Raw genomic sequence first — 19349 nt, 5'->3', positions numbered from 1 at the left:
GGTTCTAGAATGACCGCGCTGGTGGCACGGTACGGACGACGGAACGACGGACGGCGACAGGGTGGCGGCATGACGCGAAGCGCACGGCGGAGCGAGGGCACCAGGGGAACGCGGCAGGCGCGCTCGGACAAGAGCCGGGAACAGATTCTGCTGGCGGCGCTGGACCTGGCGCTGGAACACGGCTATCAGGGCACGACCATGGCGGCGGTCAGCGCGTCGTCCGGTCTGCCGATCGGCTCCGTCTACTGGCACTTCAAGAGCAAGGAACAGCTCTTCGTCGCTCTGCTGGAGCACTGTTACACGGCATGGATGGAGCTCCACTCCGGCCCGGAGGGGCTGCGCCGCAAGCTGTCCCGTGGCATCGCCGGCCTGTCCGGCGCTGATCCCGAGCACTACACGAAGGAAGAGGCCCTGCTCAAGGCCGCGGCGGTCTGGGCCCTGAGCAGGCAGCTGGGTGGCCTGGGCGAGGACAACGAGGTGCGCGCGGCGTACCTGCGGATGCGGGTCGAGATGTTCAAGGTGGACGTCGAACGGATCACCGAGTCCCTCCCCGCCGACGTCGTCGAGCGCTTCCCCGACCTGCCGGCCAAACTCACCGTGCTGAGCCTGGCGTTGACCGACGGCTTCTACGTCCACGCCAACTCCGACGTGCACCTGGAGCTGGACTTCGCCGAGTACGCGGACATGGCGGCGCGGGCCCTGGAGGGCCTGGTCGACGACTACGCCCGCCGGGCCGCCGGGGAACGGACGTAGGCCGGCCGCGGTCTCCCGCGCCGTACGAGGTCACACGGCGCGGGTGAGTCCGCCGTCCACGCGCAGGTTCTGCCCGGTGGTGTAGGTGGCGTCGCACGCGAGGTGGGCCACGGTCCGCGCGACCTCCTCGTAGGCGGCGGGCCGGCCCAGGGGGATGGCGGAGGTCCAGGCGGCGGGCACGGCCTCCGGGTCGGCGACGGTGTACCCGGGGAGCACGTTGTTGATCCGGATGCCGTCCGGGGCGACCTCGTCCGCCCACAGCTTGGTCCAGGTGGTCATGGCGGCCCGGGCGACCATGGAGGTGGGGAAGCGGGGCGAGGGCTCGGCGGGGCTGGCCGAGGAGATGTTGACGATGCTGCCGCCGCCCTGGGCGCGCATCGGGGCCAGGGCGGCGCGGCAGGCCCGCACCACGTTGTAGAAGTACAGGTCGAACCCGGTGGCCCAGTCCTCGTCGGTCAGCTCCTCGAGCTTCCCCTTGGGTCCGTGGCCCGCACTGTTGACCAGTACGTCGAGCCTTCCCCAGGCGGAGACCACCTGGTCCACGGCGGCCTCGACGACACCGGCCTCGGTGTAGTCCCCGCGGACGGCGAGGCCGCCGAGCTCCTCGGCCAGGACGTCCGCCCCTTCGCCGCGGGCCAGCACCGCCACCCGGTGACCGCGCGCCGCCAGTGCCCGCGCCGACGCGGCGCCGATCCCGCTGCTGCCGGCGATGACGAGGGCCGTGGGCCGGGCTTCGGTCATGGTGCGCTGCTCCTGGGCGGTAAGGGTGCCGGTCATGGTGCGAACGATTCCTCTAGAATATGGATTCTAGTAGAAGGTAGGCCCACTCGAGCGCGGACGTCAACGACGCACGGCGCGCACGGCCGGCCGCCCGTCGTTGTCCGTGCCGTCGCTCAGCGCCCGGTGATCCTGGGCAGAACCGTCTCCGCGATGCCGACGAGGGCGCTGTCGTCCGGGAGGGCGCCGGACTCGCTCCACACGGTGAGGTCGTAGGAACCGCCCCGGTCCCTCGCGTCGAACGCCACGGTCAGCGTGCGGGCGAGCGGCCCCTGCTCCACCGGGCCGCTCGCTCCCTCGCCGCCGCCCAGGTCGATCTGGATCTTCATCATGTGGTCCGAGGTGAGCAGGGCGGGGCGGCCCAGGATCTCGAGCTCCTTGACGAACCCATGGTCGCCGTACTTCGTCAGGTTCGCGTACTGGTCGACCGTGAGCTTGTTGTACGTGGCCGACAGCTCCACCGTGTACGTGCCGAACTCGACCCTCGCCTCCGGCTGGGCGACCTTCCTGTCCGTGAGCGGGGCGGTGTTGTCGGTGCCGGAGGCGTACGTCGCGGTCTCCGTGGGCGTGCCGAGGAGGCGGGGCAGCTCGGGCAGGTTGAGCGCCCGGCACAGGTCCTCGCCGGTCACGGCCTCGGGAGTGGACCTGTAGGCGTTCGGCAGCTTCTCGTCCTCGTCGTGCCGGCACATGGCGGCGGCCGGGGCCGCGGTGTCGTCGCCGGAGCCCGAAAGGCGGTCCTGGAACCAGAAGGCCGCCGCGATCACCGCGAAGAGGTCGACGGCCAGGGCCGCCTGGCCCCAGGCGTTGGGCTCCTTCTCGGCGGGGCGCCGCACCACCGGGGCCTGCGGACGGGGGGCTGCGGGCGCGGTGCCGTCCGCACTGCTCGTGTCGTCGGCAATGCTCGTGTCGTCCGCGTCGTCCTGCGGAGGGGCGGGATGGCGGCGGGCGCGCAGGGCGCGTACGACCATGCCCACATGCAGCGCCGTCCCCAGCAGGAACACGGCGCCGATGACGCCCGCCACCCACCCCTCGCCGTCGACGAGGGCCATGTACAGGATGCGTACGCCGAAGACCGTCCCGACGAGGATCAGCAGCGGCTCGCGGACCCAGAAGGGGAGGAGACGGACGAGGTAACCGAGCATCCGGTGATCTCATCAGGCGAAGATCACGGCGGCTGTGATGGAAGCCATACTTCCGGGACGCTGCTGAACTGTGATGAAAAGGGGGCCCGCCGCCCGGGACCTGCTCAGCGCAGGTCGAGCACGGCCTTGCCCAGGACGCCGTGCTCGACGGCCTCGTGCGCGGCGGCCACCTCGTCGAGGCCGAAGGTGTGCAGCGGCAGCGGCGTGAGGGCGCCCTCGCCCAGGGCCGCGGTGAGCGCGTCCGCAGCGTGAAGCAGTGTGTCCCGCGGCGCGGTGTGGAAGAGGGTGAAGCGCAGCGTCAGGTGGGACCACATGAGGCGCAGGACCGGCAAGGACGGGTCCTCGGCCTGTGCCGCGTACGTCACGACGGTCGCGCCTGGGGCGGCCACAGCCAGGTCCAGTTCGAGGTTGTCGCGCAGCGCGACCTCGACGATCCGGTCGACCGGGCCGACCCCGTCCAGGATCTGCCGGGCCGCGTCGGGGTCGCGGTAGTTCACCACGAGGTCCGCGCCGGCGGCCTTGGCGTGCGTGGCCTTCTCTGAGCCGCTGACGGTCGTCACGACGGTGGCGCCCGCCGCCTTGCCGAGCTCGATCGCGTAGTGTCCGACGGCGCCCGCCCCGCCCGCGACGAGCACCGTACGGCCGTGCAGAGGACCGTCGCCGTGCAGCGTCAGGTGCGCGGTCATCGCCGGGATGCCGAGGCAGGCGCCGAGGGCGTCGGAGGCACCGTCGGGCAGGTCGACGGCCTGCTCGGACGGCACGACCACCCACTCCGCCGCGGTCCCCCACACCTCGCCGGAGGCGGCCATCCAGATCCATACGCGGTCGCCCACGCGGCTCGCGTCGACGCCCTCGCCGACCGCGTCGATCACACCGGTGCCGTCCTGGTGCGGGATGCGGCCCCGCCGCTTGCCGACGCGCTGGAAGTCACGCTCGGTGGAGTGCTGCCGCCAGTACATGTCACCGGGGTTGACCGCGGAGAGGGTGACGCGGACGCGGACCTGGCCGGGGCCCGGTTCGGGACGTTCGACGTCGATCACCCGCAGCACGCTCCTCGCAGGCCCGGGGGTGTCGTAGAAAGCTGCTCGCATGTGCTTCGTCTCTCTGTGGGAAGGGCGGGTGCCCGCGAACCGGTTCGCTGTGGGAGGGGGGGTGCTCACAGGCAGGCGGCCACGGTGCGCAGGACCGACTCCAGGTCGCGCTCGCCCTCGCGGGTCTGCACCCCGTGCCGGAGCGCCTCGCGCATGAGCCGGGGCGGCAGTTCCCCGCTCACCAGCTCCGCCCATGCGGCGTTCTCCGCCCGCAGGCCGTCGGTCAGGTCGGGCGGGGGCACCAGTTCCTTGACGGCGGCGACGATCTCCGGGGACAGCGTGGCGATCCTCTCCGCCACTCCGTCGACGAAGGCGTCCAACTCGGCCGCCGGGACCGCCCGGTTGATCCACCCGTAGGCGGCAGCGGTGTCCGCGTCGACCTTGTCACCGGTGAGCAGCAGCTCCAACGCCCGGTTGCGGCCCAGCCGTTCACGCAGGTACTGCGTACCGCCGCCGCCCGGGACGATGCCCATCAGCACCTCGCTCTGACCGAGTCCGGCCGTCTCCCGCGCCGCGAAGGCCAGGTCGGCGGCGGCCACGAACTCCGCGCCGCCCGCGCGCGCCGTCCCCGCGAGCTTGACGATCGTCACCTGCGGCTGGTGGCGCAGCAGTTCGCCGACGCCCTGGAAGAGGTTGAGGTGCGGGGCTCGGTCCGCGATCTCCCTGAGGTCGTCCATCTCGTCGAGGATGTGGATGTCGACGTGGGCGAGGAAGAACTCGGGGTCGGCGCTGGAGAAGACGATCACGCGGACCGAGCGGTCGTCCCGCAACCTCCCCAGCAGGTCGTGCAGTTCACGGACCAGGGTGCCGCCGAGCACGTTCACGGGCGGGTTGTCGAGCGTGATCCGGGCGATTGCGGTGTCGATGGTGACGTGGAGCGTCGTGTACGAGGGCAGGCCGTCGTCCATGCGGGGGTCCCCAAGGTATGCGGTGGGCCAGTAGGTTTGCGATGGATACCACCCTGGTTCCACGTTGAGAACCGGTCAATAACGCACTTTCCGACAACCAAGGATCATGATGGATACCAGCCCCTCGCCCCTGCCGCCCCCGAGCATGCCGCGGTTCAGCGTCGACTGCCCCAGCCGGCCGATCCTCGACCAGGTCGCCGACAAGTGGTCGATGATGGTGCTGGCGGTGCTGGAACGGCCGACGCGCTTCAACGAGATCAAGCGGCAGCTGGAGGGCGTCACCCAGCGGGTTCTCACCCAGACGCTGCGCCGCCTCGAACGCAACGGGCTGATCAGGCGCCAGGTGCTGGAGACGTCCCCCGTCGGCGTGGAGTACTCCCTGACCCCGCTCGGCGAGTCGTTCCGCGAGCCCTTCACGCGTCTGTACGAGTGGACCGTCGCGCACAGCGACGAGGTGCTGTCGGCGCAGCGGGAGTACGACGCGCGGTCGTCCGGGCGGCAAGGGGCCGCGTGACCGGGATCACCGTTCGCCACGCGCTGCTGACGTACCGTCACTACGATGGCGTTCGTCGATCCCCACCCGTCCCCCGGGAGTCCGATGGAAACCGACCGTGACGGCGACAGTGTGCGGGACCGGGCGGCGGCCGTCGCCGTGCCCGGGCCGCGTTCCCAGGCCGCCGGTGAGCCGGCCGTGCGCCAGGACGTGCTGGAGCTGTACAAGCTCGCCGTGGAGATGGCCGACCGCGTGTCCGCGCGCCGCGGTTCGGCCAACGCGTTCTTCCTGTCCGTGCAGACGGCGCTGGTGAGCGTGATCGGCTTCGGGATGTCGGAGTGGGCCGAACCGCCGTGGTACGTCTCCGTGGCGGTCGCCATGGGCGGGGTGACCCTGTCCCTCGCCTGGTGGCTCCAGCTCCGCTCGTACCGGCATCTCAACGCGGCCAAGTTCCTTGTCATCAACGACATCGAGGACCAGTTGCCGGTGCGGATCTTCACCGACGAGTGGGCGGTGCTGCGCGGCGCCCCGGAGCCGCGCCGGACCCGGCGGTACGCCGAACTCAGCTCGTCGGAAAGGATCGTTCCCCTCGTGTTCGCGCTGGCTCATGTGGTGCTGGTGGCTGGCACACTGGCGGGGTGACCTACCTCGATCCGCTCGCCGATCTGATCCGGTCCTGCCTGCCGCCCGCCGCGCGGCCGCCCGAGGGCGCCGACGACCTGTTCCGGCTGTACGCGGTGCTGCTGCGCGCGAAGGGTGAGCGGGTCACCGAGGAGGACGTGCACGACGCGTGGTCGGCGTGGATGCAGACGAAGGACGCCGGTCACGCCTCGCTCGTGCCCTTCGAGGAACTCCCACCCGAGACGCGTGCGGCGGACGCACCGTACGCGGAGGCGATACGGAAGGCGGCGCGGAGGGCGGGGCGCGACGGAGGGTCACACGCCCCCGACATGGCGCCCGGGGGTGCCGGACAGCCGCCGGGCGACCGGTGACCCTCAGCGCCCGGCTGCCGCGAACGGCGCCTGCCCGGCCGCCTCTTGACCGGCCCCCGCCCGCGACGGATGAGCCCACAGCCCCTCCGCCTCCAGCCGCGGCAGCACCCCCTCGCCGAACCAGTACGCCTCCTCCAGGTGCGGGTAGCCCGAGAGGACGAACTCGTCGATGCCCAGGGCGTGGTACTCCTTGATGCGTTCGGCGACCTCCTCGTGGCTGCCCACCAGGGCCGTGCCCGCGCCGCCGCGTACCAGGCCGATGCCCGCCCAGAGGTTGGGGTGGACCTCCAGGCCGTCGCGGTTGCCGCCGCCGTGCAGGGCGAGCATCCGCCGCTGGCCCTCCGACTCGCTGCGGGCGAGCCCCTCCTGGACCGAGCGGATCGTCTCGGGGTCGAAGCCGGCCAGCAGGCGGTTCGCCTCCGCCCACGCCTGCTCGGGGGTGTCGCGGGTGATGACGTGCAGGCGGATGCCGAAGCGCAGGGTGCGGCCCTCCGCCGCGGCCAGGCGGCGGATCCCGGCGATCTTCTCCGCGACGGCGGCGGGCGGTTCGCCCCAGGTGAGGTAGACGTCGACGTGCTTCGCCGCGACCTGGCCGGCGATGGGTGAGGAGCCGCCGAAGTACACCTCGGGCACCGGGTCGGGCACCCGGGCCAGCCTGGCGTCCGCCACGCGCAGGTGCTCGCCCTCCAGGTCGACCGTCTTGCCCTGCCACAGCTCCCGCACGATGCTCAGGAACTCGTCGGTACGGCGGTAGCGGTCGTCCTTGTCGAGGAAGTCGCCGTAGGCGCGCTGCTCGTGGCTCTCGCCGCCGGTGACGACGTTGAGCAGCAGCCGTCCGCCGCTCTGCCGCTGGAAGGTGGACGCCATCTGCGCGGCGAGGGTGGGCGAGACGAAACCGGGCCGGAAGGCGACGAGGAACTTCAGCCGTTCGGTGTTCTGGCTGACCATGGCGGTGGTCAGCCACGCGTCCTCGCACCACGCGCCGGTCGGGGTGAGCGCGCCGACGAAGCCCAGGTCCTCGGCGGCGCGGGCGATCTGGGTGAGGTAGGCGACCGTGGGCGGCCGGTCCCGTCCGGACGCCGTGGCCGGGGTGCCGTGGCCGCCGCCGACGACGTGGCGGCTGTCGCCGTTGGTGGGCAGGAACCAGTGGAAGGTGAGGGTCACGGGAGGGCTCCGTTCGCGTCGTGCGTCGTCAGAGAAGGCCGTGGCGGGGCGGCCGCGGAGCCACGTCACGGCTCCGGGTGCGGGGGACGGCGTACCTCGTGCCGCCCCGCGGCGCTCATCCGGTGGCCGCCAGCAGAGTGCGGCCGCCGAGCGCGCGGGAGAACTGGTCGGTGACCTGGGCCAGCGCCTCGGCCGCGGCGGGGGCGACGGTCAGGGTGCCGTCGTCGCCCACGGTGATCTCCTTGTCGAGGGTGAACCAGCCGGGCGTGATGTGGGCGGGGCCCATGGAGTTGAGCACGGGCCGCAGCGCGTAGTCGATGGCGAGGACATGGGCGGTGGTGCCCCCGGTGGCGAGCGGCAGGACGGTCTTCCCGGTGAGCGCGTACTGCGGCAGCAGGTCCAGCAGCGCCTTCAGCAGGCCGGAGTAGGCGGCCTTGTAGACGGGGGTGCCGATGACGACGCCGTCGGCCTGCTGGAAGAGGGCGGTGGTCTCGACGATCGCCGGATGGCGGAAGTCGGCGTGCAGCAGCGCCTCGGGCGGGAGGGTGCGCACGTCGAGCGGTATGACCTCGTGCCCCTGGGCGACGAGCCGCTGGTCGAGGTGGCGCAGCAGCCGGGCGGTGCGGGAGGTGGCGGAGGGGCTTCCGGAGACGGACAGGATGGTGGCCATGCGAGGACCTTCCGAGGATCGGTGCGGGCGGGTCGGGCGGGGCGACGGCGGGTGGTGACGGCCGGCCCGCGGGCAACGGCGGGACGGGCGGCGTCCGTTGCGCGGCCGGCCGGGGAGCGCGTGAGGGGGTGTCAGGCGACGGCGCTGCGACGACGGCAGGCGTCGGCGGAGCGGCCGGAGGCCGGGATCAGGGAAAAGATCGGGGAGAAGGAGCGGGGCGAGGGGTGTCCTCGGTCGCGCTCAGGCCCGGGTGCGACAGCAGGAACTGGAGACACGCGCAAGGTCGACATGGCGTCGCCGCGTGAGGTCCTGTCGCTTCATGCCGTCGATCAAAACAGCAGTCGGTGACACGGGTCAAGAACGCCCGGAGGCCGTCCCGGCGGGTGAGACGGCTGCCGTCGATCTGGCGCGGCGCCGCCGGCGTGTGGTTACCTGAGCGCATGACCGTGCTCGTGACCCGCCGCCACGTCGATTACGTGCGTGTCACCACCACGGGCTGTTACGCCGCGAGCTGACGCCGCGCGCGCCCGGCCGGTAGTCCGGCCGCTCTTCTCTCCTTCCTGTGTCACCGCACTGCGCTGACCACCGCCCCCTTGTGTCGGGGCCGTGACGCGCGGCGCCGTGGCGTCCTCAGGCACGACCACATCCCCCTTTCTCCGCCAGGGAGCACTCTCATGAGCAGCCAGCCCATCGACTCCGTCACCGCAGGCCACACCACCGACGGGGAGTCCGCCGCGGACACCACGCCGGCCTGGTCCTTCGAGACCAAGCAGGTCCACGCGGGCGCGGAGCCCGACCCCACGACCGGGGCCCGCGCGACGCCGATCTATCAGACGACGTCGTTCGTGTTCCGCGACACGCAGCACGCCGCCGACCTGTTCGCCCTGGCCGAGCCCGGCAACATCTACACCCGCATCCACAACCCGACCCAGGACGTCTTCGAGCAGCGGATCGCCGCGCTGGAGGGCGGTGTCGCGGCCGTGGCGCTGTCCTCGGGGCAGGCCGCGGAGACGCTGGCGCTGCTGACCGTGGCGAGCGCCGGCGACCACATCGTGTCGAGCACCTCCCTGTACGGCGGCACGTACAACCTGTTCCGGCACACGCTGCCGAAGTTCGGCGTCGAGGTGTCCTTCGTGGACGACCCCGACGACCCGGAGGCGTGGCGGGCGGCGATCCGCCCCAACACCAAGGCGCTGTTCGCGGAGTCGCTGGGCAACCCGCGCGGCAACGTGCTCGACGTGCGGGCGGTCGCGGACGTCGCACACGCGGCGGGTGTGCCGCTGATCGTGGACAACACGGTGCCGACGCCGTACCTGCTGCGGCCGCTGGAGCACGGCGCGGACGTCGTGGTGCACTCGGCGACGAAGTTCCTGGGCGGTCACGGCACGGCCATCGCGGGTGTGGTCGTCGACGGCGGCACCTTCGACTTCGGGGCGCACGCCGACCGGTTCCCCGACTTCAGCGAGCCCGACCCGAGCTACCACGGCCTGCGCTACTGGCCGGCCCTCGGTCCGGGCGCGTTCGCGGTGAAGCTGCGGGTGCAGCTGCTGCGCGACCTCGGTCCCGCGCTGTCCCCGCACTCGGCGTTCCTGCTGCTGCAGGGCGTGGAGACGCTCAGCCTGCGCATCGAGCGGCACTCCTCGAACGCGCAGGCGCTCGCCGAGTGGCTTGAGCAGCGCGACGAGGTCGCCGCCGTGCACTACGCGGGACTGCCGTCCAGCCCCTGGTACGAGGCGGGGCAGAAGTACCTGCCGCGTGGCGCGGGCGCCATCGTCTCCTTCGAGCTGCGGGACGGCGTGGAGGCCGGCAAGCGGTTCGTGGACGCCGTGAGCCTGTTCAGCCATCTCGCCAACATCGGCGACGTGCGCAGCCTCATCATCCACCCGGCGTCCACCACCCACAGCCAGCTCGACGAGGAGCAGCTCGCGGCCACCGGCACCTCGCCCGGACTGGTGCGGCTGTCCGTCGGCATCGAGGCCCTCGAGGACCTCAAGGCCGATCTGGAGGCCGGGTTCCGCGCGGCGAAGGGCGCGTCCTGAACACCGTGCTGACGCCGTCACCGGTCCCCCTCCCGCCGGCCTCCGGGGCCTGGCGGGAGGGGGACCCGCCCGGGCGGCGGCAGTGGTACGCGCACCCGGAGCCGCTTGCCCTTGAGGCGGGCGGTGAACTGCCGGGCGTACGGCTGGCGTTCGAGACGTGGGGACGGCTGGCGCCGGACCGGTCGAACGCGGTGCTGGTGCTGCACGCCCTCACCGGTGACAGCCATGTCGCAGGACCCGCCGGTCCGGGGCATCCCACGCCCGGCTGGTGGGACGGGCTCGTGGGGCCGGGGCGGGCGCTCGACACGGACCGCTGGTTCGTGGTCGCGCCGAACGTGCTCGGCGGCTGCCAGGGCAGCACCGGCCCGTCCTCCCGCGGCCCGTCCGGGCGGCGCTGGGGCGGCGACTTCCCGTTCCTCACCCAGCGCGACCAGGTCACCGCCGAGGCCGCCCTCGCCGACGCGCTGGGCGTCGACCGATGGGCGCTGGTCGTCGGCGGGTCGATGGGCGGGATGCGGGCCGTTGAGTGGGCCGTGTCGTACCCGGAGCGCACCGGCGCACTGCTGCTGCTGGCGACCACGGCGGCGGCGAGCGCGGAGCAGATCGCGTGGGCGGAGACGCAGCTGCACGCCATCCGCTCCGACCCGCACTGGCACGACGGCCACTACCACGACACCGGGCGCGGCCCGCACGCCGGGCTCGGCGTGGCCCGCCGCATCGCCCACATCACCTACCGCAGCGAGCCGGAGCTGCAGAGCCGCTTCGGACGCAGCCCGCAGGAGGCGGAGGACCCCTGGCGCGGCGGCCGCTACCAGGTCGCCTCCTACCTGGACCACCACGCGGACAAGCTGGTGCGCCGCTTCGACGCGGCCAGCTACGTCGTGCTGTCGGAGGCGATGAACAGCCATGACGTCGGCCGCGGAAGGGGCGGGGTGCGGGCCGCGCTCGGCCGGGTCACCGCCCCCACGCTGGTCGCCGGCGTGGACTCCGACCGGCTCTACCCGCCGTCCCAGCAGGCCGAGCTGGCGGCCGGCATCCCCACGGCGGACGCGCCGCGCGTCGTCGAGTCGCCGTACGGCCACGACGGCTTCCTGATCGAGGTGGAGCAGGTCGCCGCGCTGGTGCGTGAACTCCTGCCCGCCGCTCCCCCGGTCCCGCCCCGGACGCCGGGACGTCACCGCTCAGACCCCTGACGAGTCTCACACCCCTGACGAGTAAGGACCTCCCCCGATGTCACCCCACACCGCGACCACCGCCGCGGCCGTCCACCCGCTGCTCGCCGACCGCTGGAGCCCCCGGTCGTTCGACGCCGCCCACACCCTGGGCGACGAGGAGCTGGCCTCCCTGCTGGAGGCGGCCCGCTGGGCGCCCTCCGCCTTCAACGCCCAGCCCTGGCGGTTCCTGGTCGGCCGGCGCGGCGACGGCACGTACCTGCGCATCCTTGACGCGCTCATCCCCTTCAACCAGCAGTGGGCCGGCACCAGTTCGCTGCTGGTGGCGGCGGTGGCGGAGGACCGCGTCGAGAACGGCGTGCCGCAGCCCGGGCCCGCCTACGACACCGGGCTGTCGGTGGCCCAACTCGCCCTGCAGGCGCATGCCTTGGGTCTGCACGCCCATCAGATGTCCGGCTTCGACGCCGACGCGTTGCGTGCGTCGCTGGGCGTGCCGGAGGGTTTCCGGCCGCTGTCCGTCGTCGCCGTGGGGGCGCTTGCCCCGGCGGAGCTGCTGCCGCCGAAGCTGCGCGAGCGGGAGACCGCCGTCCGTGAGCGGCGCCCCGGCGCGGAGACGTTCTTCGCCCGCACCTGGGGCACCCCGCTGCCCGTCCGCCCTTGACCTCAACTCTCCACCGGAGGACCGCACATGACCGTTCAGGAGTCACCCCTCAGTACCGACACCTTCGTCACCGAGTGGGAGGAGTGGCACCGGCACAAGGACGCCGCACTCGCCCATGAGCACGGGTTCCTCGCCGTCACCGGCCTGTACTGGCCGTCATCCGAGCCGCAGCGGTTCCCCGGCACGCCCGGCGTCTGGTCGGCCGGGGACGACGGCGTGACCGTCGAGCTGGACGACGGGGAGGAGCTGGTCGTCGACGGCGCCACCGTGCGCGGCCGGCACCGCTTCGGCGTCCTCGCGGAGCGCGCCTCCGTGTACGCCGTCTGGGGCGACGCGGTGATCGAGACAGCGCGCAGGGGCGGCCAGGACGTGGTCCGGCCCCGCCACCCCGACCACCCGCTGCGCACCCAGTTCACCGGCACCCCCGCCTACGCGCCCGACCCGCGCTGGCGGGTCACCGGCACCTACGTGCCGTTCCCGGAGCCGCGTCCCACCACGGTGGGGGCCGCCGTCGAGGGGCTCGAGCACGTCTACGACGCCCCCGGCACGGTCCGCTTCGAGATCGACGGGCAGGAGCTGGAGCTGACCGCGTTCGAGGGCGGCGGACCGGGCGACCTGCTGGTGCTGTTCACCGACGCGACGTCCGGCGTGACCACGTACGCCGCCAACCGGGCGCTGAAGATCGACGCCCCAGGTCCGGACAACCGCGTGGTCCTGGACTTCAACCGCGCCACCAACCTGCCGTGCGCCTACACCGACTTCGCGACCTGCCCCCTCCCGCCGGCGGAGAACCGGCTGCCGGTCGCGATCGAGGCCGGCGAGACGATCCCGTACGAGCGGCAGTCCGCCGCGGCCTGAGCACCGTACATACGGCGACCCCTCCGGCATCCGCGGGCCGGAGGGGTCGCCATACGTGCGGCCGCGTCACGGGACCGGACTGACCGGCTCCCACGGGAACGGCGGGTCCGGCAGGGCGTGCCGGAGGGCGGGGGCCACCTCGGACTGGAAGCGTTCGAGGGAGTCGCGGTGCACGGAGTCGGGCAGTCCGCCCGCGTCGGCGTGCACATGGAGGACGCTGTGCCCGAACCGCTCGTGGTAGCGGTGCACCTTGTCGACGATCTGCTGCGGGCTGCCGATCAGGGCGGAGCTGCGCTCGACGAAGTCCTCCACCGTCTCGAAGACCACCGGCAGCCCGGTCTCCTTCTGGAAGGCCAGGTTGGCCTCGAAGACCGGCCGGTAGGTCTGGGCCGCCTCCTGGGAGGTGCGGGCGACCAGCAGCCCGGCCGTGCCGGCGCCGACCGTGAGCCGCGCCGGGTCGTGGCCGTAGTGCGCCCAGCGCTCCCGGTAGTGGTCGATCAGCTCGGCGTAGGGCTCGATGGGGTGCGTGACGTTCGCGGAGAACAGCGGGTCGCCGTGGCGGGCGGCCAGGTCGACGGACTCCCTGCTGGTGGCGCTGCCGTGCCAGACGCGGACGGGCCGCTGGTAGGGGCGCGGCCAGACCTCGGCGTCCTTGAGCGGCGGGCGGAAGCGGGTGTCGGCGGTGATCCTGTCCTGCCGCCAGATCCTGCGGAACACGTCGTAGCTCTCGGCGTTGCGGTCCCACTGGTCCTCGGGGGTGACCTGGAACAGCTCGCGCTGGGCCGTGCCGTTGCCCTTGCCGATGATGAGGTCGAGGCGGCCCCTGGAGAGGTGGTCGAGGGTGGCGTAGTCCTCGTAGGCGCGCACCGGGTCGAGCAGGCTGAGCGTGGTGACCGCGGTGAAGAGGCGGATACGGCGGGTCAGGGCCGCGAGGTGGCTGAGGACGACGGTGGGCGCGGAGGAGAGGAAGGGCCGCTCGTGCCGCTCCCCCACGCCGAAGCCGTCGAAGCCGAGTTCCTCGGCGAGGACGGCGTTGTCGACGACCTCGCGGAGACGGTCGTGGGTCGGCTTGAGCACGCCGGTGACGGGGTCGGGGCGGTGGACGATCAGGGTGACCGCGAGGAACTTCATGAGGCGTCCCGCCGTTCGCCGAGCTCGTCCGGGTGGGCGAGGCCCAGGTGGTGGCGGAGGGTGGGGCCCTCGTACTCGGTGCGGAAGACGCCGCGTTCCTGGAGCAGCGGGACGACCTTGTCGGCGAAGGCGTCGAGGCCGGTGGGGGTGACGTGCGGGACCAGGATGAAGCCGTCGCTCGCGTCGTTCTGCACGTACTCGTCGATGGTCCGGGCGATGGTCTCGGCGGAGCCGACGAAGTTCTGCCGGTTGCCGGTCTCGATGACGAGGTCGCGGATGGACCAGTTGTTGGCGGCGGCCAGTTCGCGCCACTCTCGGGCGGTGGCCAGCGGATCGCGGTACATGCGGACCTGGGCGCGGCCCTCGGCGATGTGGCGGCTGCTGACGTCCGGGTCGATGTCGGGCAGCGGACCGTCGGGGTCGTAGCCGGAGAGGTCCCGGTTCCAGACGAACTCCAGGTGACGCAGGGCGGTGGCGCCGCTGACCTGCTGGCGGCGCACCGTCTTCGCCAGCTCTCGCGCCTCCTCGTCGGTGTCGGCGAGGGTGAAGGTGGCGGCGGGCAGGATGAGCAGCTGGTCGGGTCGGCGGCCGTACTTGGCGAGGCGTCGCTTGACGTCGGTGTAGAAGGCGCGGCCGGCGTCGAGGGTGGCATGGCGGCTGAAGATGGCGTCGGCGTCGGACGCGGCGAACTCGCGTCCCTCCTCGGAGTCTCCGGCCTGGAAGATGACGGGGCGTCCCTGCGGGGAGCGCGGGACGTTGAACCGGCCGTGGATGTCGAAGTGCTGTCCCCGGTGGACGAAGGCGCCGGCCTTGGCGTCGCGGAGGAAGACGCCGGTCTCCTGGTCGGCGAGGATCTCGTCGCCGTGCCAGGAGTCGAACAGTTCGTGGGCGGTGGCCAGGAACTCCTTGGCGCGGGAGTAGCGCTCCTGCTGCGGCAGGAAGCCCCCGCGGCGGAAGTTCTCGCCGGTGAACGCGTCCCAGGAGGTGACGACGTTCCAGGCGGCGCGGCCGCCGGAGAGGTGGTCGAGGCTGGCGAACTGGCGGGCCACCTCGTAGGGCTCGTTGAAGGTGGAGTTGATGGTGCCGGTCAGTCCGAGGCGGTCGGTGACGGCGGCGAGCGCGGACAGCACGGTGAACGTGTCGGGGCGGCCGACGACGTCCAGGTCGTAGATCCTGCCGCCCTGTTCGCGGAGCCGGAGCCCTTCGGCGAGGAACAGGAAGTCGAACTTGGCACGTTCGGCGGTGCGGGCGAAGTGCGCGAAGGAGCTGAACTCGATGTGGCTGCCGGACGCGGGGTCGCTCCACACGGTGGTGTTGTTGACGCCCGGGAAGTGGGCGGCGAGGTGGATCTGCTTCAGCGGCTTGCTCATGGCGGTGGTCGCTCCTCCGGCTCAGGCGGTGGCGTAACGGTTGGCGGGCCGGGGCAGACCCAGCAGGCCGCGCAGGGTGCCGGCCTCGTAGGCGCGGCGGAAGGCGCCGCGGCGCTGGAGTTCGGGGACGAGGCCGCGGGTGATCGCCGGGAGGTCGTGGCCGTGGACGGCGGGCCGCAGCCGGAACCCAGTGAGCCCGGCTGCCTGGAACTCCAGCAGGAGGTCGGCGAGTTGGGCGGGGGTGCCGGTGAAGACGCGGGCGTCGGGCGTGTACGGCTCCGCGGCGAGGTCGTCCAGGCGGGCGCGGCGGGCGGCGGCCTCGGCCGGGTCGTCGTCGAGGAAGACGGTGAGGTCGCCGAAGACGTGCAGGGCTTCCGCGGCGCGTCCGGCGGCCTCCTGCTCCTCCCGGACGGTGGCGACGATGTCCCGGGCCTGGCCGGCGTCGTGCGGGGTGACGTAGCCGACGTCGGCGGAGCGGGCCACCAGGCGGTAGGGGACCGTGTCGTGGGCGAGCGCGCTGACCAGGGGCTGGCCCTGCGGCGGGCGGGGGGTGATGGAGGGGCCCTTGACGCTGAAGTGCCGTCCCTCGAAGTGGATGTGGTGCAGCTTGTCCCGGTCGATGAAGCGTCCGGTGGCGACGTCACGGATCTCGGCGTCGTCCTCCCAGCTGTCCCAGAGCCGGCGCAGCACCTCGACGTAGTCGGCGGCCTCGTCGAACAGTTCGGTCACGGAGTTCCGGACGGCCGGGTCCTCCCAGGAGTCGATCCGGGGGACGGTACGGCGGCCGAAGTGGGCGGCCTCGTCGGGGCGGGCGGTGATCTGCACGCGGACGCCGGCCCGGCCGGTGCTGACGTAGTCGAGGGTGGCGATCGCCTTGGAGAGGTGGAACGGCTCGGTGTGGGTGACCACGGCGGTCGGGACGAGGCCGATGTGCCGGGTCAGGGGGGCGATCCGGGCGGCGGTGAGGACGGCGTCGAGGCGGCCGCGCACCTGGTCGGTGCGGTCGTCGGGTTCGAGGAAGCGGGAGGTCTGGGGGCCGAGGCCGTCCTCCAGGGTGACGAAGTCGAGCAGGCCGTGTTCGGCCTCGGCGACCAGGTCGGCCCAGTAACGGGCGGTGAACAGCTCGCGGGGGCGGGACACCGGTTCGCGCCAGGAGGCCGGGTGCCAGCCGGTGCCCTCCAGGGCGACGGCGAGGTGCAGGGGTGATGCGGGTGTCGGGGACACGTCGGTGCCTTCCAGGAAGTCCGTGACGGTGGAGGGTGGAGGGCACGGGGACGGCGGGGAGCGCCGTCCCCGCGCCGGGGTCCGGTGGTCAGCTCGCGGTCCTGGGCAGACCGGGCGGGTTGATCTCGGACGTGGTGACGGCCTCGTCGGACAGGCCCCAGCGCTTGAGGACCTTGGCGTAGGTGCCGTTCTCGATGACGTGGTCGATCGCCTCGGCGAGGGGCTCGACCAGTCCGCTGTCCTTCTTGGTGGTGGCGGCGATGAGGCCCTGGAGGTCCGCGCCGGCGCCGGAGTAGGTCCCGACGACCTCGGTCTTGCCGGTGGTCGCCGCGTGGTAGGCGGCGGTGGGGTTGGGGCCGAGGTAGACGTCGATGCGGCCGGACTGGAGGGCGAGATAGGTGTCGCTGTCGTTCTGGTAGTACTTGATGTCCACCGGTTCGCGGCCGGCCCGCTCGTTCTCCTTGCTCCACTCGATGAGGAGCTTCTCCTGGTTGGTGCCGCTGCTGACCGCGACGGTGAGGCCGGCCACGTCCTCGGGTCCGTCGACCTTCAGTCCGCTGCCCTTCTTGGCTTCGAAGCCGAGGTTGTCCTCGCGGTAGGTGGCGAAGTCGTACTTCTCCTTGCGTTCCTCGGTGACGGTGATGTTGCTGAAGCCGGCGTCGTACTTGCCGCTGTCGAGGCCGACGAAGATGTTCTCCCAGGAGACGGGGTTGAGCCGCAGTTCCAGGCCGAGCACGTCGGCGACCAGCGAGGCGATGTCGGGTTCGACGCCGATGACGGTCCTGTTGTCGGTGGCGACGAAGGTGAGCGGCGCGGCGGAGCCGGAGGAGTTCACCACCTCCAGGGTGCCTCTCTTGCGTACCTCCGCCGGGACCTTGGCGGCGATGGCGTCGACCTTGTCGGTGCGGACGCGGTCCTGGTCGGCGGTCAGGTTGATCTTCGTCTTGCCGCCGTTGCCGGAGTCGACCTCGGTGGTGCCTCCGTCGTCGGGGTTGCCGCAGCCGGAGAGGGCGAGGGCGGAGGTCAGGGCGAGCGCGGCGGCGGTGCGGCGGAGGGTCGAGGGGGACACAGGGGTGCTCCTTGCGTGCGAGAGGGACGGGCGGGGCGGTCAGAGGACCTTGGAGAGGAAGGCGCGGGTGCGCTCGTGCTGCGGCTCGTCCAGGACGGCCGAGGGCGGCCCCTGCTCCACGACGACTCCGCCGTCCATGAACACCACGGTGTCGGCGACCTCGCGGGCGAAGCCGATCTCATGGGTCACGACGATCATGGTGGTGCCGGTGCGGGCCAGGTCCTTGATGACGTCGAGGACCTCTCCCACGAGTTCCGGGTCGAGGGCCGAGGTGGGCTCGTCGAACAGCAGCACCTTCGGTTCGAGGGCGAGTGCGCGGGCGATGGCGACGCGCTGCTGCTGTCCGCCGGAGAGCTGCCGCGGGTAGGCGTCGGCCTTGTCGGCGAGACCGACGCGGGCGAGCAGCCGCCGGGCCGTCTCCACGGCCTCCTTGCGCGGGCGGCGCAGGGCGGCGACGGGCGCCTCGACGAGGTTGTCGAGCACGGTGAGGTGCGGGAAGAGGTTGAAGTTCTGGAAGACGAACCCGATGTGGGTCCGTTGCTTCAGTACGTCCTTCTCCTTCAGCTCGTGCAGCCGGTTGCCGGAGCGGCGGTAGCCGACGAGCTCGCCGTCGATGCTGATCCATCCCCGGTTGACCTTCTCCAGGTGGTTGATGGTGCGCAGCAGTGTGGACTTGCCGGAGCCGGACGGGCCGAGGACGACGGTGACCTCGCCGGCCCGGACCCTCAGGTCGACGCCGCGCAGCACCTCCAGCGGGCCGAAGCTCTTGTGGACGCCGCGCACGTCCACCATGACGTCGCTCATCGGATGTCTCCCAGGGGCTTGAACGGTACGACGGGCCGGTGGCGCCGGCCCGCTTCCGCGCGCAGGGTGCGGACGAAGCGGCGGGCGCGCTGCAGCGGGGTGGGCGGCGGGGTGCGGTCGGCGCCGCGGGCGTAGCGGCGTTCCACGTAGTACTGGGCGACCGACAGCAGGGAGGTCAGGACGACGTACCAGGCGGTGGCGACCAGCAGCAGGGGGATGACCCGGCCGTTGCGGCCGTAGATGACCTGCACCTGGTAGAAGAGCTCGCCGATGGACATCACGTAGACCACCGAGGTGCCTTTGAGCAGGCCGATGATCTCGTTGCCGGCGGTGGGCAGGATGGCGCGCATGGCCTGCGGGAGGACGATGCGCCGGATCTGCCGCAGCCGGGGGATGCCGAGCGCGGCGGCCGCCTCCAGCTGGCCCTCGTCGACGGCGAGGACGCCGCCGCGCACGATCTCGGCGGCGTAGGCGGCCTGGTGGAGAGTCAGTCCGATGACGGCGGCGCCGATGGTGCCGATGATGCTGTTGCTGTCGACGGACCAGAACACCGGGCCGAAGGGGATGCCGAAGCCCAGCCGGTCGTAGAGGGCGCTCAGGTTGAACCAGAACACCAGCTGCACGATCATCGGGATGGACCGGAAGATCCAGATGTAGGTCCAGGCGACGGTCTGCAGCACGGGGCTCCGGGACAGCCGCATGAAGGCGAGGACGGTGCCCAGCAGGAAGCCCAGGACGGTGGCGTAGGCGGTGAGCTGGAGCGTCACCCACACCGCCTGGACGATCGTCTCGGACAGCACGTAGTCCCGGAAGACGTCCCATTCCCAGACGGGATTGGTGGCCAGGCCGTGGGTGAACTGGGCGACCAGCACGACCACGGCGGCGGCCGCGGCCCAGCGGGCGTAGTGGCGGGCGGGGACGACCTTCAGTCCCGCCGGGTCGTCGGGCAGGGGCGGGGCCTGCGCGCCGGGGGCGGCCGGGCCGGGTGGCGCGGTGTCGGTGGTGGATGCCATGGCGTGGTTCCTGCTCGG

Annotated in this window: 21 protein-coding genes; 8 read left to right on the top strand and 13 right to left on the bottom strand. The window is 72.3% G+C overall.

The features are described 5' to 3' along the window. The first annotated feature begins 69 nt into the window (after window positions 1–69). Window positions 70–753, top strand: a complete 684-nt coding sequence (locus AY578_RS29705) for a TetR/AcrR family transcriptional regulator (protein WP_019521488.1) — start codon at window positions 70–72, stop codon at window positions 751–753. 30 nt (window positions 754–783) lie between these two features. Here the strand turns inward: AY578_RS29705 and AY578_RS29700 are convergent, their stop codons facing one another. The 4 genes from AY578_RS29700 to AY578_RS29685 all read right to left on the bottom strand — a co-directional run bounded on the left by AY578_RS29700 (window position 784) and on the right by AY578_RS29685 (window position 4671). Next, window positions 784–1530, bottom strand: a complete 747-nt coding sequence (locus AY578_RS29700; RefSeq protein ID WP_215047921.1) for an SDR family oxidoreductase — start codon at window positions 1528–1530, stop codon at window positions 784–786. A 116-nt stretch (window positions 1531–1646) separates the two neighbouring features. Then, the gene (locus AY578_RS29695) at window positions 1647–2672 is read right to left on the bottom strand and encodes a DUF6215 domain-containing protein (protein WP_215047922.1); all 1026 of its coding nucleotides are present in this window, start codon (window positions 2670–2672) and stop codon (window positions 1647–1649) included. Between the two features lie 104 nt (window positions 2673–2776). Continuing rightward, window positions 2777–3763 (bottom strand): NADPH:quinone reductase, encoded by a 987-nt coding sequence (locus tag AY578_RS29690; RefSeq protein WP_258906331.1) that lies wholly within the window; start codon window positions 3761–3763, stop codon window positions 2777–2779. A gap of 65 nt (window positions 3764–3828) precedes the next feature. Further along, window positions 3829–4671 carry an enoyl-CoA hydratase/isomerase family protein gene (locus tag AY578_RS29685; protein ID WP_019521492.1) on the bottom strand — a complete coding sequence of 281 codons (843 nt, stop codon included), beginning with the start codon at window positions 4669–4671 and terminating at the stop codon, window positions 3829–3831. A gap of 109 nt (window positions 4672–4780) precedes the next feature. Here AY578_RS29685 and AY578_RS29680 point away from each other — a divergent pair, with 109 nt between their 5' ends. The 3 genes from AY578_RS29680 (at window position 4781) to AY578_RS29670 (ending at window position 6156) form a co-directional block, all read left to right on the top strand. After that, window positions 4781–5185, top strand: coding sequence for a winged helix-turn-helix transcriptional regulator (locus AY578_RS29680; RefSeq protein WP_106432423.1), 405 nt, complete (start codon window positions 4781–4783; stop codon window positions 5183–5185). 84 nt (window positions 5186–5269) lie between these two features. Beyond that, complete coding sequence (locus AY578_RS29675) at window positions 5270–5806, top strand: RipA family octameric membrane protein (protein WP_019521494.1); 537 nt, start codon at window positions 5270–5272, stop codon at window positions 5804–5806. Continuing rightward, complete coding sequence (locus tag AY578_RS29670; protein ID WP_258906327.1) at window positions 5803–6156, top strand: DUF7701 domain-containing protein; 354 nt, start codon at window positions 5803–5805, stop codon at window positions 6154–6156. Before AY578_RS29675 ends, AY578_RS29670 begins: the two co-directional genes overlap by 4 nt. Before the next feature lie 3 nt (window positions 6157–6159). Here AY578_RS29670 and AY578_RS29665 read toward each other — a convergent pair whose 3' ends face one another. The 3 genes from AY578_RS29665 to AY578_RS34170 form a co-directional block, all read right to left on the bottom strand. Continuing rightward, the gene (locus tag AY578_RS29665; RefSeq protein WP_258906326.1) at window positions 6160–7320 is read right to left on the bottom strand and encodes an LLM class flavin-dependent oxidoreductase; all 1161 of its coding nucleotides are present in this window, start codon (window positions 7318–7320) and stop codon (window positions 6160–6162) included. Window positions 7321–7435: 115 nt separating this feature from the next. Further along, window positions 7436–7990 (bottom strand): NADPH-dependent FMN reductase, encoded by a 555-nt coding sequence (ssuE, locus tag AY578_RS29660; protein ID WP_019521497.1) that lies wholly within the window; start codon window positions 7988–7990, stop codon window positions 7436–7438. 240 nt (window positions 7991–8230) lie between these two features. Next, the gene (locus AY578_RS34170; RefSeq protein WP_350328476.1) at window positions 8231–8311 is read right to left on the bottom strand and encodes a putative leader peptide; all 81 of its coding nucleotides are present in this window, start codon (window positions 8309–8311) and stop codon (window positions 8231–8233) included. A gap of 353 nt (window positions 8312–8664) precedes the next feature. Here AY578_RS34170 and AY578_RS29655 point away from each other — a divergent pair, with 353 nt between their 5' ends. The 4 genes from AY578_RS29655 to AY578_RS29640 are packed head-to-tail and all read left to right on the top strand — an operon-like array spanning window position 8665 to window position 12720. Then, window positions 8665–10029 carry a bifunctional o-acetylhomoserine/o-acetylserine sulfhydrylase gene (locus AY578_RS29655; RefSeq protein WP_019521498.1) on the top strand — a complete coding sequence of 455 codons (1365 nt, stop codon included), beginning with the start codon at window positions 8665–8667 and terminating at the stop codon, window positions 10027–10029. Window positions 10030–10034: 5 nt separating this feature from the next. Then, on the top strand, window positions 10035–11222 hold the full coding sequence (metX, locus tag AY578_RS29650) for a homoserine O-acetyltransferase MetX (RefSeq protein ID WP_258906323.1): 1188 nt from the start codon (window positions 10035–10037) through the stop codon (window positions 11220–11222). Between the two features lie 37 nt (window positions 11223–11259). Then, the gene (locus AY578_RS29645) at window positions 11260–11862 is read left to right on the top strand and encodes a nitroreductase family protein (RefSeq protein WP_019521500.1); all 603 of its coding nucleotides are present in this window, start codon (window positions 11260–11262) and stop codon (window positions 11860–11862) included. Window positions 11863–11889: 27 nt separating this feature from the next. Then, on the top strand, window positions 11890–12720 hold the full coding sequence (locus tag AY578_RS29640; protein ID WP_136238358.1) for a DUF1684 domain-containing protein: 831 nt from the start codon (window positions 11890–11892) through the stop codon (window positions 12718–12720). A 66-nt stretch (window positions 12721–12786) separates the two neighbouring features. On the opposite strand, the gene AY578_RS29635 is transcribed toward AY578_RS29640, so the two are convergent. The 6 genes from AY578_RS29635 to AY578_RS29610 form a co-directional block, all read right to left on the bottom strand. Then, a complete protein-coding gene (locus tag AY578_RS29635) occupies window positions 12787–13851 on the bottom strand; it encodes an LLM class flavin-dependent oxidoreductase (RefSeq protein WP_019521502.1) in 1065 nt (354 codons plus the stop codon). Continuing rightward, entirely contained in the window at window positions 13848–15221 is a 1374-nt protein-coding gene (locus AY578_RS29630) for an NtaA/DmoA family FMN-dependent monooxygenase (RefSeq protein ID WP_258906321.1), read from the bottom strand. Before AY578_RS29630 ends, AY578_RS29635 begins: the two co-directional genes overlap by 4 nt. Before the next feature lie 21 nt (window positions 15222–15242). Next, entirely contained in the window at window positions 15243–16445 is a 1203-nt protein-coding gene (locus AY578_RS29625) for an LLM class flavin-dependent oxidoreductase (RefSeq protein WP_258906315.1), read from the bottom strand. An 88-nt stretch (window positions 16446–16533) separates the two neighbouring features. Beyond that, window positions 16534–17514, bottom strand: coding sequence for an ABC transporter substrate-binding protein (locus tag AY578_RS29620; protein ID WP_161108818.1), 981 nt, complete (start codon window positions 17512–17514; stop codon window positions 16534–16536). Window positions 17515–17553: 39 nt separating this feature from the next. Then, window positions 17554–18318 (bottom strand): ATP-binding cassette domain-containing protein, encoded by a 765-nt coding sequence (locus tag AY578_RS29615; protein ID WP_019521506.1) that lies wholly within the window; start codon window positions 18316–18318, stop codon window positions 17554–17556. Continuing rightward, the gene (locus AY578_RS29610) at window positions 18315–19331 is read right to left on the bottom strand and encodes an amino acid ABC transporter permease (RefSeq protein WP_019521507.1); all 1017 of its coding nucleotides are present in this window, start codon (window positions 19329–19331) and stop codon (window positions 18315–18317) included. Before AY578_RS29610 ends, AY578_RS29615 begins: the two co-directional genes overlap by 4 nt. Window positions 19332–19349 lie beyond the last annotated feature (18 nt).

The sequence above is a fragment of the Streptomyces thermocarboxydus genome (assembly GCF_024760485.1).
In the GTDB taxonomy this organism is placed as follows: domain Bacteria; phylum Actinomycetota; class Actinomycetes; order Streptomycetales; family Streptomycetaceae; genus Streptomyces; species Streptomyces cellulosae.
This window is presented reverse-complemented; position numbering and strand designations above follow the sequence as displayed.